The organism is Frankia gtarii, assembly GCF_025403375.1.
Classification (GTDB): domain Bacteria; phylum Actinomycetota; class Actinomycetes; order Frankiales; family Frankiaceae; genus Frankia; species Frankia gtarii.
The window spans coordinates 1-16,967 of record NZ_JAMPTM010000035.1; the positions used below are offsets into that span (position 1 = coordinate 1).

Here is a 16,967-nt window from a genome sequence, read left to right on the forward strand (position 1 = left end):
GGGCTGGGGGGAAACTCGGTCTGGCCGCTGCCGATGTCAGCGGGCCGCGGGCCGCCGACGTCTGCCCCGACGCGGTTGACGTACTGGAGGTGGCGGGCGATGTGCCGAGAGCCGTCGGCGCGCCGCCACATGTCGACGATCGTGGTGCGGGCCACGGTGGTGGCCTGGTGGCGGGCGACGGCGACGTCCAACCCGTAGGTCTGGCGGCGGGTGTACAGCACCGGGCCGGTGCCGGCCGGTGCCACCGTGCGCTGCTGTGCCGCGGCCCGGGCCAGCGCCCGCGTGGCCGCGTCATGGTCACCGGAGGTGACCGTCAGCAGGGGCGCCGGGAGCAGCGGCGCGGCCGTGGCTGGCTCCCCGGGCCGTAGGACGGTGAACCCGACGAGCAGCACCGTGACCGCCGCGACCACCCCCACAGCCACCGCGAGCGCATGGGCCCGGGACCCACGCCGGCCACGCCGCCTGCGGCTGCTGCGCACAGGCGGGATGCCAGGATGATCGAGGCTGCTCTGGACAGCGGCGAGCAGGCGTTCGCCCCGCTGGCGGTCCGCCTCGGTGGGCGCGGCCTCGGGCGCCGGGTCCAGGTGGGTGAGCAGGGCCCGTACCGCGTCGATGTCCCGGCTGGCCTCGTCGGTGCTCTCGCGCATCAGAACCTTCCTTCGATCGGGCGGGGCGCCGGGACAGCGGGGATCTCCGGTTCGACGACGCCACGCAAAGCGGCCTGCAGGCGCCGGCGGGCACGATGCAGCCGCACCTTCGCCGTGGACGGGGTGATGAACAGCGCGGCGGCCAGCCCGGTGAGATCGAGACCTTCCCAGGCGACCAGCCGCAGCAGTTCCCGGTCGTCCTCGCCCAGCTGCCCGAACGCCGCCAGCGCGCCGTCGCGCCGCCCGCTCTCCTCCGCGATGTCCTCGGTCACCGCCGATGACGCCGGGCCGGCTCCGGCCGCTGACATCCGCGCCACCAGCCGGCTTTCGCGGGCCCCGGCCCGCCGCTGGTTGCGCACGGCGTTGCCGGCGATGCCATACAGCCAGGGGAGGACCTCCTGCGCCGTCGGGGGCCGGCGGTCCCGGGACCGCCACGCGGCCAGGAAGGTCTCCGACACCACGTCCCAGGCCGCCGTGTCGTCGCCGAGGCGGCGGCGGGCGAACCGCAGGACCGCCTGATGGTGGGTACGGAACAGTTCTTCAAACGGCTGTTCGACGGTTCTGGCCGGCACAGGGGCGGTCCTTCCGTGGGTGTCACCCCTTATAGGTCCGGCAGCCTTCCACGGTTACAGCCTCACCACCACCATTACCTGATCATGGCTTCGGGTGGCACCTTTGCGTTCGGGAGTCCCGGTAGTAGCCGCCGAAAAGCCAACGCCAAGCTGGCCGTCCGCTCGGGGCATCCGCAGAGCCAGCCCGGTCTGCTGGGCCGAGGACGGCCCCGGGGATCAATCGAACCGTGGTTATCGGTGAGATTGATCATGAAGGTGGAGGCTGGCATCACGGTGCACGCCTTCCGCGCAGGGGTCCGATGGATGCCTTAGTGATCCGGAGTCAGCCCCCCGGCTACCCTGCGCCGCGTGCCGGTTGAGTTCTTAACTGATGAGCAGGCCGAGGGGTACGGGAAGTTCAGGGAAGTGCCTACCCGTCCTGAGATGGAGCGGTTCTTCTTCCTGGACGACGTGGACCGGGACCTGATCGCGCTGCGGCGGACGCGGCATCACCAGCTCGGCTTCGCGGTGCAGATGTGCACCGTGCGGTATGTGGGCCGGTTTCTGGTGGACGATCCGTTGGATGTGCCCTCGTCGGTGGTTGAGCACCTGGCCGCCCAGCTGGGGATCGACGATGCGTCGTGCGTGAAGCGGTACACCGAGCGCCGGCAGACGGTGTACGACCATGCTTGGGAGATCCGGGACGCCTACGGCTACCACCAGTTCGAGGACGCGGAGTGGGGCCGGAAGCTCCGCTCGTTCCTGCATGGGCGCGCGTGGACGCACGCCGAGGGGCCGGTCGCGCTGTTCAACCAGGCGGTGGGCTGGCTGCGGCGCCACCGGGTGCTGCTGCCGGGTGTCTCGGTGCTGGCCAAGCAGGTCGCGGCGGTGCGCTCGGTCGCGGAGAAGCGGCTGCATGCCACGGTGGCGAACGCCGCTCGGCGGGCGGATGGCGCGCTGCCAGCGGATCTGGTGGCGCTGCTCGGGGTGCCGCCGGGGCGGCGGGTCTCGGAGCTGGAGCGGCTTCGCAGGCCGCCGACGCGGACAACGGGCACCAGCATGGCGAAGGCGCTGGAGCGGGTGGAGGAGATCTCCGCGTTCCGGCTGGGCCGGGTGAAGCTGGACAAGGTGCCGGCGAACCGGCTGGCGACGCTGGTCCGGGTCGGGCTGGGATCGAAGGCGCCGATCCTGGATCGCATGCCGGAGCCACGGCGCACCGCGCTGCTGACCGCGGTGATGCGGCACCTGGAAGCCTCCGCGATCGACGACGCGCTCGACGTGTTCGCGCTGCTGATGCAGGTGAAGCTGATCAGCGTGGCAAGGCGGGCCACGGACAGGGACTGGCTGGCGGCCCGGCCGCGGCTGGCGAAGGCGTCGCGGACCGTGTGGGCGGCCTTCCAGCTGTGGAGCAAACAGTTGGACCTGGTCGCCGAGGCGGGCGCCGACTTGGACGCGGCGGCGATGTTCCGGGCGCTGGAAGAGGAGGTGGCCTCGCGGGAGGAGGTCGAGGCTGCCGCCCGGCTGCTGGACGAGCTGCTGCCGCCGGGCGACGAGGAGTCCGAAGCGGAGATGCGCCGCCAGTTGGCCGGCCGCTACAACACGGTGCGCCCGTTCCTGTCCCTGCTCGGCGAGTCGAGCGCGCTGGCGGCGGCCTCCGGCGGGCGGCGGGTGCTGGAGGCTGTGAAGCGCCTGCCGGCGCTGTCACGGCGCAAGGTGAAGCCGCTGCTGCCCCGGGAGATCGACCAGAAGCTGGTGCCGCCGGTGTGGAAGAAGGCGGTGTTTTCCAACTCCGAGCTGCCGCCGGGGGCGGTGGACCGCGATGCCTATGTGGTGTGTGTGCTGGAACAGCTCTACCGGGCGCTGGGCCGCCGGGACGTCTTCGCCTCCCCCTCGGTCCGCTGGTCTGACCCCAGGGCACGGCTGCTGGACGGGCCGCAGTGGGAGGCGGTGCGGGCCGACGTGCTGCACGGCCTGAGCCTTGAACAGCCGGTGGCCGAGCATCTGGTCGAGCGGGTCGGGGCGTTGGACGCGGCGTGGCGGCTGATGGCTGAGCGGCTGGAGGAGGCCGGGCAGGATGCGAAGCTCAGCTTCGAGGTCCAGCCGAACGGCCGGCTGAAGCTGAACGTGGACCGGCTTGGCGCGCTCGGCGAGTCGAAGTCGCTGGGCTGGCTGCGCAGGGCCACCGCGGCGATGCTCCCTCGGATCGACCTGCCGGACCTGCTGTTCGAGGTGGACTCCTGGACCGGATTCCTGGACGCCTTCGTGCACCTGGGCGATGGACGCACCCGCATGGACCGGTTGAAGACCTCGCTGGTGGCGCTGCTGGTCGCCGAGGCGTGCAACATCGGCTACACCCCGGTGATCGATGCGAACGACGAGGCGCTGACCCGGGCCCGGCTGGTGCACGTGGATCAGTACTACTTGAGGGCGGACACGATCGCCGCGGCCAACGCCCGGCTCGTGGCGGCCCAGTCGCGGGTGCCGATCGTCGCGCACTGGGGTGAGGGTTTGCTGGCCTCGGTCGACGGGCTGCGGTTCGTGGTGCCGAAGCGGACGATCAGCGCCGGGCCTTCGCCTAAGTACTACCACTTCAAGAGGGGTATTACCTGGCTGAACGCGGTCAATGACCAGGTGGCGGGCATCGGGCAGATGGTGGTGCCGGGCACCCCGCGCGACTCGCTGCACGTCCTGGACACTCTGCTGAACCTGGACGGCGGGGTGCGCCCGGAGATGGTCGCCACCGACAACGCCTCGTATTCGGACATGGTGTTCGGGCTGTTCTCGCTGCTCGGCTACAACTTCTCTCCGCGCTTCCGCGACCTGGCGGACCAGCGGTTCTGGCGCGCCGAGCTGCCCGGGGTGCCGAGCGGCGAATACGGCGCGCTGGAGCCGCTTGCCCGTAACCGGGTCAACCTGGGCAAGGTGGTCACGCACTGGCCGGACATGCTGCGGGTCGCCGGCTCCCTGGTGACGGGGCAGGTCCGCGCCTACGACCTGCTGCGGATGTTCGGCCGGGAAGGCCGCCCGACGCCACTGGGAACCGCGTTCGCCGAGTACGGGCGGATCGCCAAGACCTTGCACCTGCTGCGGGTCGTCGACCCGGTGGACGACACCTACCGGCGGCAGATGAACCGCCAGCTCACCGTGCAGGAGTCCAGGCACAAGCTCGCCCGCGACATCTGCCACGGCAAGCGCGGGCAGATCATGCAGGCGTACCGCGACGGCCAGGAGGACCAGCTCGGCGCCCTTGGCCTCGTGCTGAACGCCACGGTGCTGTGGACCACCCGCTACCTGGACGCGGCCGTCGAGCAGCTACGGACGCTGCCCGCCGCGCGGCGCGAGCACGAGGGCCTGGACGAGGACGTGGCCCGGCTGTCTCCGCTCAAGCATGCCAACCTCAACGTGCTCGGCCGCTACAGCTTCCGCGCCTCCGGCCCGACCGGCGGGGCGCTTCGACCCCTACGCGACCCGACGGAGTCGGATGACGATGATGAGGCCGAGAACTGACCGCGCCGATCCGAAACTCCGGAGCCGTGTACTTCAGGTCTGGTTTCCGAGCCGGAGCCTCAGCTGTTAGCCAGGCTGCGGTCCAGGAGAGGGAGCAGGCGGTCCCAGTGGCGTTTCAGCCCTGAAGCGCTGAAAGCGTCAGTGTCGGACATGGTGAAGCCGTGGATGGTGCCGGGGTAGATCTCGGAGGTGTAGCCGACACCTGCGGCATCCAGGGCCTGGTTGAGCTCGGTGAGGGCCTCGGGTGTGATGTCGCTTTCGGCATGGCCGAGGTGGACCTGGGCGGTGAGCTTGGAGAGGAGGTCGGGCCCGTCGGCATGCACGGGGCCGTGGAATCCAGCGACGGCGGCCACCTGGCCGGGGTGGGCCGCGGCGGTGCGCATCGCCAGGAGGCCGCCTATGCAGTAGCCGGTCACCGCGACCGGACCCGCGCCGACCTCGGGCTGGGCGGTGAGGAACCTGAGGTAGGCGTCGGCGTCGCTCAGGACACGTTCGGCGGTGTGCGCCTGGATCAAAGGCATCAGCTGGGCCATGACCTGGGGTCGGATCTCTTCTCCGATGTGCTCGGGAAGTTCGATCACCGGTGCCGGGCCGTGCCGGTAGAAGAGGTTGGGGACCAGCACGTAGTACCCGTGCCCGGCCAGTTCGCGGGCCAACTCCCGCAGCACGGGCCGGATGCCGAAGCCGTCCGCGTACATCAGCACCCCCGGGTGCCGCTCGCCGTCGTTGGGGAAGGCGGCGAAGGCGTCGGCCTGACCATCCGCGGTGGGAATCTGCAGCGTCTTGAGGGGCATGAATCCTCCTGTCGTGGTTGATGCGTCGAACCTGCGATCAACACGACAGAGGCGGAGCCCGCACAGCAACGCAAGATCCTCGATCGAGCAGCGGGCCCGCACCGGCCCGTACGGCGCTCAGAAGAGCACCGGGTCACCAATCCGTGCGTGGCGCGATGCCGTCCCGGTAATCATCCCCACAACATAGCCCACACCCCCTGGCCATCCGGTGCGACAACCTGACCAGGAGCAGAGCGTAACGGCCGTCACGCGATCCCAGCGCGAGCCAATCCGTCCGTGGGGGCAAAATCGGTCGATTACGCCCCCACGGGCGGATCCGATCCGCGTGCGCCGTCCACCAGCGGAAACGGCCCGCCGATCCAATCGGATCCGGTCGAGGATTACGCCTCCCTATTTCGCCCCTAGGATGGGCTGCGGACGCCCGCCGGGAGCCGCCCGGCCACCCCGGGAAGGCCCGTGAATGGTTGACCGGATCTACCTGCGCCACTCCACCGACAAGCAGACTGACGCCCGCCAGCGCCACGCCCTGGCCGCGCTGCTGGCCGCCGGCGCCCCCGCCTACGACGACCCCGCCACCTCCAGCCGCCAGCTCTTCCTTCACCGCACCGGCTTCACCAAGCTGCTGCACGAAGCCGCCGTCGGCGACACCATCCGCATCGCCGACGCCGCCCGGCTCTTCCGCTCCGTCGCCGACATCCTCGCCCTGCGCCCCGTGCTCATCCGCCGCGGCCTGCACCTGCGCGTCGAGTCCGGTCTGCTGTCCGGCATCGACCTCGCCAGCGACGATCCCGGCACCAAGATGATGGTCTCCGTCCTCGCCGCCGTGCTGGAGTTCCAGCGCGACATGATCAGCGAGAACACCCGTGAGGGCGTCGCGGCCGCCGAAGCCTCCGGCAAGACCCTCGGCCGACCCGCCGCCCTCGACGCGGACCAGGCCGCCGCCGTGGTGGAGGCATACCGCAACGGCGCCGCCGTCAAGGCCCTCGCCCGCCGGCACCGGGTCGCCCCCAAGACCATCCGCCGCATCCTGGACGCCGCCAGCGCCCGCGAACTGCCCGACGAGCTCGACACGCTCCCAGTCGACGCCAACGAGCCGCACCAGGTACCCGCACCGAGCCCGGAGATCGTCCTCGACCTGCCCGGCCTGCTCGCCGACCACCTGCGCACCGCCGGCGACGCCGCCGTCCGCCAGGCAATCAGCGCCGGGCGGACCATCCGCCGCGGCCAGGGCCACACGGTCCGCCTCGCGGCCCCACTCGAACTCCACCGCGCCGCGCTGCAACAGAGCGCCGCCCTCGCCACCGAGTCCGCCGGCCCGGCCGAACGCAAGGCACACCGGGTCTACGCCACCCGCATCACGGCCACCGACACCCCTAGACCATGATCAATCTCGCCGATAACCACGGTTCGATTGATCCCCGGAGCCGTACACGGCTCAGGCGCTGCGCTACACGGTGGGGTGCAGCCTGCTGATCGGCTTCGCCCGGTACAGCGGCCGGCCGCTGTACCGGCCGCGGGGCGCCGAGTGGCTGTGGCTGCTCGGCGTGTCCGCGAGCGGGTTAATGATCTTCAATGTGGCGCTCGTCCATGGCTCGCGGCACGCGGAGCCGGCGGTGCTCGGCGTCGCGGTGGCCTGCGTGCCGATCGTGACGGCCGTGGTCGGACCGCTGCTGGAGCACCGCCGGCCTCGGGCACGGGTGGTCGCCGCGGCTGGCGTCGTCACCGCCGGCGCCGCGCTCGTGCAGGGCGTCGGACGCGGCGACGCCCTGGGCCTGCTCTGGGCGCTGGTCACGTTCGCCTCCGAGGCCGGCTTCACCCTGCTGGCCGTTCCCGTGCTCGGCCGGCATGGGCCGCATGGCGTGTCCGTGCACGTCACCTGGCTCGCGGCGGCGGTCTTCGCGGTCCTGGGCGTCACCACCGAAGGCTGGCGGGCGCTCACCCGTCTCCACGTCGCCGACGCGCTGGCGATCGGCTACCTCGCGGTAGCCGTCACCGCGGTGGCGTTCCTCCTCTGGTACACGTGCGTGCGCAGGATCGGCGCGGGTCGCGCCGGGCTGCTCACGGGCATCGCCCCCGTGGCCGCCGCCACGATCAGCGTGCCAGTGACCGGCGCGGTACCCGCCCCGGCTGTCTGGGCTGGCATCGCGGTCGTGGTCTGCGGTCTCGCCCTGGGGCTGGGCGAGACCCCCGCCGGCATCCGGTCACGTTCCGGCTCCTGCGTACCTCGCACCGGGCGGTCAACCAGCCGACCGGGGTCTGTCGATGGTGCGGCTCTGGTGTCGGTGGGTGACGATGCCCAGTAGCAGGCTGCCGCCGAGGCACAGGAGGCTGCCGGTTGCGGTGCAGACGACAGTCACGGTGGGGGAGGCGTACGGCCAGGGGAGGGATCGCGTTGAGGGGCGCTGCGGAGTAGATCAGAAGCAGGGTCCAGCCTCGCAGGCGTATCGGCGCCAGCCGGGCGCGCAGGCGGCGGGGCACCCGGTCGGCGGCCATGACCAGTCCCGCGGGTAACACGGTGAGGGAGAACAGGGCCAGGCCGATCCCATGCCACTTCATGATGCGGGGCTCCTCTGCCGGGACGCGGTGATGGTCCTGTTTCGAGTGTCGCGGGTTCGGCGCTCAGGCGCGGCTTGCTCTCACTCGTGGTGACGGGCAGGGCAGGGTTCTACTCGGGCAGGAGGTCGCGTGGCAGCGGCTGGATCCCGTTGCCGCGCAGGACCTGGTCGACGAAGTCGTTCTTGGCGTTGGTGTAGGCGTTGCGGTTGTCGTGGTGCTCGCCGGCGAGGTGCTTCTTCAGATCCGCATAGTCCTGGCGCAGCCCGGGGTCGGCGCGCAGCGCGTCCCGGAACGCGAGCAGCGCCGTGGCATGGGGGTGGCCGTGCTCGACCACGTGCAGATGGTGGGTGCGGGCGTCGGGTCGCGGACGCAGGAACCACAGCCGGTAGCGTCGGCATGGATCATCCGGCCAGAACAGCCATCCGTCTGCTTCCAGCGCCGGTATCGCGCTGCGGGCCTCGTCGAACGACCGCACGGGGGCGAGAAGGTCGATGACAGGCTTGGCGGGCAGGCCGGCAACCGCGGTGGACCCGATGTGTTCGATCGTGCCGGCCAACCACGGGGCCAGGACGGTGCGGAGCCGGTCCTGCTGCTCAGCGAACTGGGCGAGCCACGCCGGGTCGTACGTGACAATGTGAACGGTCTGGTCAGCGGACATGCGCGTGGCCTCCCGGGGCGTAGTGACTCCAGCTTCCGCCGGCGTTGGCGCGGTGCCATCAGGTGGTGGTCGGGTGGTGGTCGGGTGGTGGTCGGGTGGTAGCCGAGGGCGTCGGCGCTGAATTTTCCGACGGATGCGCAGGTTGCCGCGTACGGGCGATTCCAGGGTGCACCCCAGCGGGACGTGGCTGATGTCGATTCAGTGCATCACGCCGCCGCTGGAGCGCCTCTAGGGTTCGGGTATGTTGCGTGCACATCGTCCTGTTGGTGGCGCTTTGTCGGAGCCGGAGACCGCCCACGCGTTGCGGATTCGGCATCGCCGAGCCTGGGGGACGGCCGGCATCGGCGTGCTTCTGCTGGCGGTGGCGTTCCCGATAGGCCTGATCGGTAATGGGGACCAGGCGATCGCGCCGTTCGCGTTCGGCGCGCTGATGGTTGCCGGCGGCCTGGTCGCGCTCGTCCACGTGGCGCGGATGCGGTTCCTCCTGGCGCGCAACCCGTGGACGGTGCGGCCGTGCAGGTTCGCAGCGGTGGGCGGCGGCAACGGCCAGCCGACACTGGTCCTGTGGCCACCGGACCCGCCGAGTGACTCCGAACAGGTCGGGCCGGCCGCCGTCGAGCCGCGCGGGCCGTTTGAGGCCGTGGTGTCCCCGGTGTCGGTCATCTGGCGGTGGGGCGCGCTCGAAGCCTGCGATGGTGCGACGGTCTGGTTCGTCGGAAGCCGGCGCTGGGGCGGGGTGGTAGCCGTGCCCGGCACGATGGAACTCTTCTGGGTGCGCCCCCTGCGCATCCCGCCGCTGCGGTGGTTCCTGGCGCGTCGCGTTCTCGACGCGGGCGGTCCGCGGGACCGGCGGTAGCAGATCATGGGGCCGAGGGTGTCCGGCGTCGACTGGGCTCAGGTCGAGCCGGGTGGTGACCCTGGCCGTCCGGTCCGAGGCTCATGTGCACACGAGTGCAGACATCAGCGCAGACATCTTCGGACGTCGACATCGGCGATCTTGTCGACAGGCGATCGTTGTTCCGCGCTCAGGCCGGAGATCGTTCCCGTCGCCTCCCCGGGCGCCCTCGCCCCGACGGCACCGAGCCCGTTCGCGGTCCACGCCGCCGCATGGCTACCCCGTTCGCCAGCCGCCTCGCCGACTGACAAGAAAATCCCCGCATGGACGGCGACATCCTGCGGATATCTAATTTTCCGAGCATTTCGGGGCTGCGGAGCGGTGGTGCCGGGAGCCCCATCGGAGCAAACGCCGCGGCCAACACCCCCACCAGAAGGACATGTCGTACCAGGAAGCCGCCTATTTCTTACATTCACAGCAAACCCGGTGGAGCCGAGCGGACCCTGTTTCAAACCCAACGTCGCAATAAATTTCATGGCGGGTTAAACCATTTTTTTTGGAAGGCGGTCGGGAACAACATCACGACAACGAAAGGAGAGGCAGTGGCTCTTGTGAGGAAAGTGTTGAGTCTTGGAGTAATGGTATTCGCAGTTTTCGCGATCATCCTGGCAAATACTGCGGCGCAGGCCCAGCCGCCCGGCGCTCCAGAAGGCGGCGGCCAGCAGGGCGGTGGCTGGAATAGCGGTCGGCAGAGCGGCGGCTGGAACGGCGGCTGGCGTTAGGGCGGCTCACTGCCGTCGGTATCGCTATCGCTGTCACCGTTGGTGAAGCAAGGCGGTGGGGGCCGCGTCCGTGACGGTATGCAACCGGGGCACATGTGTGATGATTACCCCTGTCCGTCACCTCACTCGATCGCCGGGGGAAGGCGCCGGGTTTGGGCACCGGTGGTCCCGGACGGAGTCGGGGCTCGCCCCGCCGCGTTGGCCGGTCGCCGGCGGTGACCGGTGTGGGGCTGCTGTCAGTGGCGGATGGTGCTGGCGAGCAGGCCGGTGAGGGCGAGCAGCATCCAGGCGGTGAGGTAGCCGAACGCGATCGTGGGTGAGGCGACGGTCCAGAGGATTCCGGCGACGAGGCTGGCGGCGAGGTTGCCGAGGGACTGGACGGTGGCGAGCAGGCCGAATGCGGAGCCGCGTAGCTCGGTGGGGGCGAGGGCGGCGACGGCGGTGTGCTGGGCGGTCTCGACGGCACCGATCCCGATACCGGCGAGCAGGAACGGGACGGCGAGCAGCAGCACCGCGGTGGCGTGGGTGGCGAGCAGCGCGTAGGCGGCGGTGAAGGCGGTGACCCCGGCGGTGAGGATGACCACGGGTCCGCGGCTGCCGAGTCGGTCGGCGAGGGTGCCGGCGGGGATCGAGGCCGCGGTGGCGGCGATGTTGTAGGCGACGTAGAGGCCCAGGGCCAGGGTGGTGGCGCTGTGCTGGCCGTGGGCGGGGGTGAGCAGGTCGGTGGCGCGCAGGATCAACAGCGTGGCGGCGACGTTACCGGTCTCGAACGCGGCCACCGCGGCCAGCAGGCGTCCCAGCTCGCCGCGCAGCAGAGGCCGGACCTGCACGCGCAGGACGGCCTTGTCCCGGGCCGCGGGGCGGGTGGTGTGGCGGATGGCGTAGACGATGGCGGCGGCGGCGAGCAGCCCGGGGATCACCGACAGGCTGATGGCCCAGGTGACGTCAAGCCAGGCGACGAGGCCGAGGGCGAGCAGCGGGCCGACGATGGCGCCGAGGTTGTCCATCATCCGTTCGAAGCCGTAGGCCCGTCCGTAGGCGTGGGCGGGGACGATGTCGGCGAGCAGGGCGTTGCGGGCGGGAACGCGCAGGCCACGGGCGGTCCAGGCGGCGGCGCGCAGGAGCCCGACCTGCCAGACGGCGGTGGTGGCGGCGGTCGCGGCGCCGAGGACGGCGGTGGTGGTGTAGCCGCCGACCGCGATCCGCCGACGCCGGGCGGGGTCGTCGGCGAGGGCGCCGCCGGTGAACCGGCCGGCGCCGGCGAGGGCGTCGGAGATTCCCTCGATCGCCCCGAGCGCCATTGCGGACGCGCCGAGTGTGCTGGTCAGCAGGGAGGGCAGCAGCGCGGTGGGGATCTCGTGGCCCACATCGGCGAGGAAACTCGCGGTGCCGATGCCCCGCACCCCGGGCGAGAACCAGTCCTCGCCGCCGACCTCGCGGCTCTCGCCGCCCTCGCCGCCGGTGAGGTCCGGCTCGGTGGACGAACTATCCGTCGGTGCGCTGGTCACCAGGCCCATCGTCGGGCAATCGGGTTGGCTTCGCAGCGAAATCCGACGAGCCAAGTGTGACCGTCGACTCGGGGTCGGGGCGGAGGCATCTTTGTGGCGCTCCCGACCCGTCGGCGAGGCAGCCGGCGCCCGTTGCCGTCACGCGCGCAGGCCGGCGGTGATCAGGGCGAGCAGGCGGGCGAGCAGGGCGGCGTCGTCGGGGGCCTGTTCGCTGGCCCAGGCGGCGGCGTTGACGAGGGTCAGCAGGTCGGCGATGTCGACGTGGGCGGGGGCGCTGCCGTGATGGTGGGCGCGGTCGAGCAGGGCCACCCCGGCGGCGCGGATCGCATCGTGGCAGGCGGCCAGCGCGCCGGCGGTGCGCCGGTCGCGGAGGGCGGCCATCTGGGTGGCGACCAGTCCACGCATCGCGGTGGCGTGCACGGCGACGGCGTGTAGCCAGACGGCGAGTGCCTCGTCGGGATCGGGATGGGTCATCAGGTCGCGTCCGGTGGCGCACAGCGCGTCGACGTCGTCACCGATGAGTGCGGCCAGCAGGGCCGCCAGCGTGGGGAAGTGCCGGTAGAGCGTGCCGGCTCCGACACCCGCCCGTTGGGCGATCTTGTTCAGGGAGGCGTGGGTGCCCTGTTCGGTGAACTCGGCCCTGGCCGCGGCGAGCAGCTGGTCGCGGTTGTCGCGGGCATCGGCGCGCAGGCGCCGCGGCGGGCGGCCCCCGGCCGTCGTCATCGCGATCTCGCCCCCTGACGTTGTTAAGCGGAGAGGTTCTCCATATCCTAGCCTCGACATAAGCGGAGAATCTCTCCACTCCGGCGGGCCGGGGGCCAGCGGGTCCCGCGGCGGGCAACTCCTCGAAGCAAGGACACAGATGGACATCGGAATCGCTGTGGGTGACGTGCGGGGGCCGGCGACCCTGGCGGAGGTCATCGGTCAGGTCCAGACCGCCGCCGACGCGGGCTTCACCACCGCCTGGTCGGCGCAGGCCCTCGGCTGGGACGCGCTGACCGTCCTGGCCGTCGCCGGTGCGCAGGTGCCGGGCATCGGCGTGGGCACGGCGGTGGTGCCGGTGGCCCAACGCCACCCCCTGGTGCTGGCGAGCCAGGCGCTCAGCGTGCAGGCGGCGGTCGGCGACCGGTTCACCCTCGGGATCGGCGCCGGCATCGCCATGATGGTCCAGTCCATGTTCGGCCTGCCCGCCGACCGGCCCGCCCGGCGCATGCGCGAGTACCTGTCGGTGTTGCGTCCCCTGCTGCGGGGACAGACCGTCACCCACCACGGCGAGACGCTCACCGCGGTGGGAGCGGTGGACGTGGCGGGCGTGAAGCCGCCACCGGTGCTGCTCGCCGCCCTCGCCCCGGCGATGCTGCGCGTGGCCGGGCAGTGCGCGGAGGGCACCATCACCTGGATGACCGGCCCCAGGACACTCGCCGACCACATCGTCCCCACGATCACCGCCGCCGCGGCGGGCGGGCGGGCCACGCCACGGGTCGTCGCCGGGTTCCTGGTGTGCGTGACGAACGACGAGGCCGCCGCCCGGGAACGGGTCGCGGGTCGGTTCGCCCTCGCCGGCCAGATGCCGGAATACCGGGCGATGCTCGACCGCGAGGGCGCCGCCGGGCCCGGCGATGTCGCCGTCGTCGGCGACGAGGACAGCGTCGCCCGGCAGCTGCGCCGACTCGCCGACGCCGGTGTCACCGACCTGCTCGCCTCCCCCGTGGGCAGCACCGACGAGCAGGCCCGCACCACCGCCGTCCTCGCCGAGCTCGCCCGCTGCACCCACATCCCGGCGAGGTGAGCACCCGCCGTCCACCGACGCGGACCGCACGACCTGCACCCGGTGCGTACAGACCGCCACCCCTGCTTGTCCGCATGGCCATCCCGCATGGCCATCCCGCATGGCCATCCCGCATGGCCATCTCGCATGCTCTCCTGACGGTGCTCTACCGGGCGGCTGCCGGTCGGTCCGTCAGCATTCCGCCAGGATCCGGCGCAGGTGCGGGCCCCGTGCCCGGTGTGCTGATCAGTACGACGTTCTGATCACGCGGCACCTGGGGAACGACGCAGGTCGCCGCCGTGACCCCGGCCGCCGACACCACCGGCCACGCCAACGCATGCCGGCGCAGGACGATGCGCACGGCGGCCGCCACCTCACCTGGCGGGTGGCACCCGTCCGCCCCCTCCAGGTTCAGCAGGTCGCGGCGCACAGCGATCATCTGCCGGTCCAGTTCCGTGTAGGGCTCGGCGGTGGGAAGCCCCAACCGGGCGCACGCGTCGGCAGCCGGATACACCCAGGCGCCGCCGTGGACCACGCACGCCTGCAGCGGCGGCACGGTGGTCCGGCCCGCAGCCACCTGCCCGGCCTTCCACAGCTCCGCGCAGAGCGCCGCGGGGCTGTGACCGTCGGCGTTGGCTCCCGTGGTCGTCTCGTCATCCAACCCCGCGGCGCACACGACCTGGCCCACGCGGCTCACCGGCGTCGAGTCGGCGGTCGCGACCGCGAACGCGGCCGTCGCGGCCGCCGCGACGGCGAGACCGGCCAGCACCAGCGGCGTCCCGCGACGCCCGCGGTGCGGGGACGTCCCGGCACGGGCGAGGACGGCGCCTGCGCTCAGCGTCGACGCCCGCACCCCGGCCAGCACCGGATCCGCCTCCCGAACGAGGCGATCAACCTCAAGGTCGGCCGCGTTCTCCCCACGACGCGTCATCGTTCGGCTCCCTGCCGTCGGTGTCCTTCGACCACGCCTCCGAACCCCTGAGCTCTCTCGACACCGACGACGGCGTGGTCGAGCTGCGTTCTCAACCGGACGCGCGCACGATGCAGCCGCACCCCGACCGCCCCCACCGAGCAGCCGAGGACCGCCGCCGCCTGCGCATGGGTCAGCTCGTCCCACACGACGAGCATCAGCACCTCACGATCACGTTCCCGCAGGGCCGCCATCGCGGCCCGGACCGTCAGGACCCGCTGAGACACCTCGCCGTCGCCGCCGAGGTCGCGGGGCTGCATCGCCAGACGGACCCGCAGCGCCTCCCAGCGTCTCCTCGACCGGCGGCGGTTCGCCACCGCGCCCCGCGCCATCCCCAGCACCCAGCTCAGCTCGTCGTGCGACGGTCGGTGCGCGCATCGACGCCACACCGCGACGAACGCCTCGGCGACGACATCGTCGACGTCGTCGGCAGGAACCCGGCGCGCCGCGTACGCGCGGACCGCGTCGTGATGCGCGTCGAACAGGGCACGGAACGTCAGCTGATCCGCATCCCCGCGTCGGATGGCACGTGACATCGAGATCCCAAGGGTCGGTGGGCTGTTCTCGCTGTATTGGTCCGCCAACGACCGAGACCTTTCACTATGGGGTCGTAGACACGACGCCACCGCGAACGCAACGCCACCGGATGGCGCCGGCTGCCGGCGATACGCGTGGAGACGGACAGGGGTGCTTTGCGGTGGGGGATGCCGAGCAGCGGCCGTTTCGGGTCCGGTTCGGGTGGGGCGGTGAGGACCTGGCTGTGCTCGCGCCGGTCAGCGACACCGTCGTGATCGTCGACGTGCTGCGGTTCACCACCGCGGTCAGCGTCGCCGCCACCCGCGGCGCGCAGGTACTGCCGTTCCGCTGGCACGACGCCACCGCCGCCGCGCGGTTCGCCGCACGGCACGGGGCGGTTCTCGCCGGCCGGCGCGCCGATCCGAGCACGCCCTGGTCGCTGTCGCCCACCGACCTCGCCGCCATCCCTGCCGGCACCCGGCTCGTGCTGCCCTCACCCAACGGCGCCACCCTGTCGGCCGTGGCGGCCGACTTCGGCGCGACCCTGATCGCCGGCTGCCTGCGTAACGCCGCCACGGTGGGCACGCTGCTCGCCGGCGAGGTCGCCGCCGGCCGGGCCGTCGCGGTGATCGCCGCGGGGGAGCGGTGGCCCGACCCGTCGGGACGCGCGCACGCCGGTCCGCTGCGCCCTGCTGTCGAGGACCTCCTCGGCGCTGGCGCGATCATCGCCCGTGCCGTCGACGCCGGCGCCCTGCCTCGGGCGCAGATCTCCCCGGAGGCCCGCACCGCGGCGGCCGCCTTCCGCGCGGCCGAACCCGACCTGCACGACGACCTGCGCGCATCGGTCTCCGGGCGGGAGCTGCTGGACCTGGGCTGGGATGACGACGTCGCCGCCGCCGCCCAGCTCGACGCCGACGCGGTCGTGCCCGTGCTGCACGGCGGCGCGTTCACCGCTCTACGCCCCCGAGTCGGTTGACCGTGACACCGTGGCAGGTCGTAGACCGGTAGGCACCATGTTCACCATCGGAGACTTCGCCCGCCGCGGGCTCGTGTCGGTCCGGATGCTGCGCCACTACGACGCGATCGGCCTGCTGCGCCCCGCCCGGGTCGACCCGGCCAGCGGCTACCGCTTCTACGACGCCGGCCAGCTCGCCCGACTCAACCGGATCATCGCCCTGAAGGACCTCGGTTTCACTCTCGCGCAGGTGCGCGCCCTCGTCGACGAGCAGGTCAGCGGCGACGAGCTACGCGGCATGCTGAGGCTGCGCCGAGCCGAACTCGCGGCGACGATCGCGGCCGACACCGCCCGGCTGGCCCGGGTGCAGGCGAGGCTCCGCGCCATCGAGAACGAGGGACACATGCCCACCGACAGTGTTGTGATCAAGCCCGTCGCCGCCGTGCGCGTCGCGGAGCTGGTCGCCACCGCCGCCAGCTACGCCCCCGAGGACATCGCCCCGGTCCTCGCGCCCCTGTTCGCCGACCTGATCGACCGGCTCGCCCGCGCCGACCTGACCCCGACCGGCTCCGCCCTCGCCTACTACACCGGCACCCTCCAGGCTGACACCGCCCATGGTGACGCCGCCCAGACCGACGCCATGATCTGTGTTCATGCCGCGCTGCCGGTCGCGGCCGAACCCGACGCCGGCCACGACGTCACGATCGTCGACCTCCCGGCGATCCCCGCCGCGGCCACCCTCCTGCACCGCGGGTCCGTGAACGAGATCGTCGCCACCGGCCAGACCCTGGCCCGCTGGATCGACGCCCACGGCCACCGCGCCGTCGGCTACGCCCGCGAGCTCTACCTGTCCTGCCCCCCGGACGCCCCTGAGCTGTGGGTGACCGAACTCCAGGAGCCGATCACGACGCCCTGACCCT

14 protein-coding genes and 2 pseudogenes are annotated in these 16,967 nt (G+C 71.9%); 8 read left to right on the plus strand and 8 right to left on the minus strand.

All coding sequences use genetic code 11. From position 1 onward, the window contains the following. Together NBZ83_RS08115 and NBZ83_RS08120 are read right to left on the minus strand one after the other, a co-directional pair. Positions 1-647: pseudogene (locus tag NBZ83_RS08115) on the minus strand (hypothetical protein); the annotation flags it as partial. Next, positions 647-1,219, minus strand: a complete 573-nt coding sequence (locus NBZ83_RS08120) for an RNA polymerase sigma factor (RefSeq protein WP_261566677.1) — start codon at positions 1,217-1,219, stop codon at positions 647-649. The gene NBZ83_RS08120 and the pseudogene NBZ83_RS08115, both read right to left, overlap by 1 nt. A 348-nt stretch (positions 1,220-1,567) precedes the next feature. On the opposite strand from NBZ83_RS08120, the gene NBZ83_RS08125 reads away from it, so the two are divergent. Continuing rightward, the gene (locus NBZ83_RS08125; protein WP_261574656.1) at positions 1,568-4,705 is read left to right on the plus strand and encodes a Tn3 family transposase; all 3,138 of its coding nucleotides are present in this window, start codon (positions 1,568-1,570) and stop codon (positions 4,703-4,705) included. A gap of 59 nt (positions 4,706-4,764) precedes the next feature. On the opposite strand, the gene NBZ83_RS08130 is transcribed toward NBZ83_RS08125, so the two are convergent. Further along, on the minus strand, positions 4,765-5,499 hold the full coding sequence (locus NBZ83_RS08130; protein ID WP_261566679.1) for a dienelactone hydrolase family protein: 735 nt from the start codon (positions 5,497-5,499) through the stop codon (positions 4,765-4,767). A 460-nt stretch (positions 5,500-5,959) separates the two neighbouring features. Here NBZ83_RS08130 and NBZ83_RS08135 point away from each other — a divergent pair, with 460 nt between their 5' ends. Further along, a complete protein-coding gene (locus tag NBZ83_RS08135) occupies positions 5,960-6,883 on the plus strand; it encodes a recombinase family protein (RefSeq protein ID WP_261566680.1) in 924 nt (307 codons plus the stop codon). A gap of 52 nt (positions 6,884-6,935) precedes the next feature. Beyond that, positions 6,936-7,802 (plus strand): annotated as a pseudogene (locus NBZ83_RS33730) (DMT family transporter); the annotation flags it as partial. Positions 7,803-8,164: 362 nt separating this feature from the next. Here NBZ83_RS33730 and NBZ83_RS08150 read toward each other — a convergent pair. Next, positions 8,165-8,713 carry a GrpB family protein gene (locus NBZ83_RS08150; protein WP_261574657.1) on the minus strand — a complete coding sequence of 183 codons (549 nt, stop codon included), beginning with the start codon at positions 8,711-8,713 and terminating at the stop codon, positions 8,165-8,167. A gap of 274 nt (positions 8,714-8,987) precedes the next feature. Here NBZ83_RS08150 and NBZ83_RS08155 point away from each other — a divergent pair, with 274 nt between their 5' ends. Both NBZ83_RS08155 and NBZ83_RS08160 read left to right on the plus strand, forming a co-directional pair. Then, on the plus strand, positions 8,988-9,569 hold the full coding sequence (locus NBZ83_RS08155; RefSeq protein WP_261566682.1) for a hypothetical protein: 582 nt from the start codon (positions 8,988-8,990) through the stop codon (positions 9,567-9,569). A gap of 302 nt (positions 9,570-9,871) precedes the next feature. After that, positions 9,872-10,330, plus strand: coding sequence for a hypothetical protein (locus NBZ83_RS08160; RefSeq protein ID WP_261566683.1), 459 nt, complete (start codon positions 9,872-9,874; stop codon positions 10,328-10,330). 236 nt (positions 10,331-10,566) lie between these two features. On the opposite strand, the gene NBZ83_RS08165 is transcribed toward NBZ83_RS08160, so the two are convergent. Both NBZ83_RS08165 and NBZ83_RS08170 read right to left on the minus strand, forming a co-directional pair. Then, positions 10,567-11,838 carry an MFS transporter gene (locus tag NBZ83_RS08165; protein ID WP_261574659.1) on the minus strand — a complete coding sequence of 424 codons (1,272 nt, stop codon included), beginning with the start codon at positions 11,836-11,838 and terminating at the stop codon, positions 10,567-10,569. Positions 11,839-11,976: 138 nt separating this feature from the next. Continuing rightward, entirely contained in the window at positions 11,977-12,561 is a 585-nt protein-coding gene (locus NBZ83_RS08170) for a TetR/AcrR family transcriptional regulator (protein WP_261574661.1), read from the minus strand. Between the two features lie 139 nt (positions 12,562-12,700). On the opposite strand from NBZ83_RS08170, the gene NBZ83_RS08175 reads away from it, so the two are divergent. Then, a complete protein-coding gene (locus tag NBZ83_RS08175) occupies positions 12,701-13,627 on the plus strand; it encodes a TIGR03564 family F420-dependent LLM class oxidoreductase (RefSeq protein ID WP_261574662.1) in 927 nt (308 codons plus the stop codon). 145 nt (positions 13,628-13,772) lie between these two features. On the opposite strand, the gene NBZ83_RS08180 is transcribed toward NBZ83_RS08175, so the two are convergent. Beyond that, positions 13,773-14,537, minus strand: coding sequence for a hypothetical protein (locus NBZ83_RS08180; protein WP_261574663.1), 765 nt, complete (start codon positions 14,535-14,537; stop codon positions 13,773-13,775). Further along, positions 14,534-15,112: an RNA polymerase sigma factor gene (locus tag NBZ83_RS08185; protein WP_261566688.1), complete on the minus strand. Its 579-nt coding sequence runs from the start codon at positions 15,110-15,112 to the stop codon at positions 14,534-14,536. Before NBZ83_RS08185 ends, NBZ83_RS08180 begins: the two co-directional genes overlap by 4 nt. A 161-nt stretch (positions 15,113-15,273) precedes the next feature. On the opposite strand from NBZ83_RS08185, the gene NBZ83_RS08190 reads away from it, so the two are divergent. Beyond that, positions 15,274-16,068 carry a 2-phosphosulfolactate phosphatase gene (locus NBZ83_RS08190; protein WP_261566689.1) on the plus strand — a complete coding sequence of 265 codons (795 nt, stop codon included), beginning with the start codon at positions 15,274-15,276 and terminating at the stop codon, positions 16,066-16,068. Positions 16,069-16,105: 37 nt separating this feature from the next. Continuing rightward, the gene (locus NBZ83_RS08195) at positions 16,106-16,963 is read left to right on the plus strand and encodes a MerR family transcriptional regulator (RefSeq protein WP_261566690.1); all 858 of its coding nucleotides are present in this window, start codon (positions 16,106-16,108) and stop codon (positions 16,961-16,963) included. The last annotated feature ends 4 nt before the right edge of the window (positions 16,964-16,967 follow it).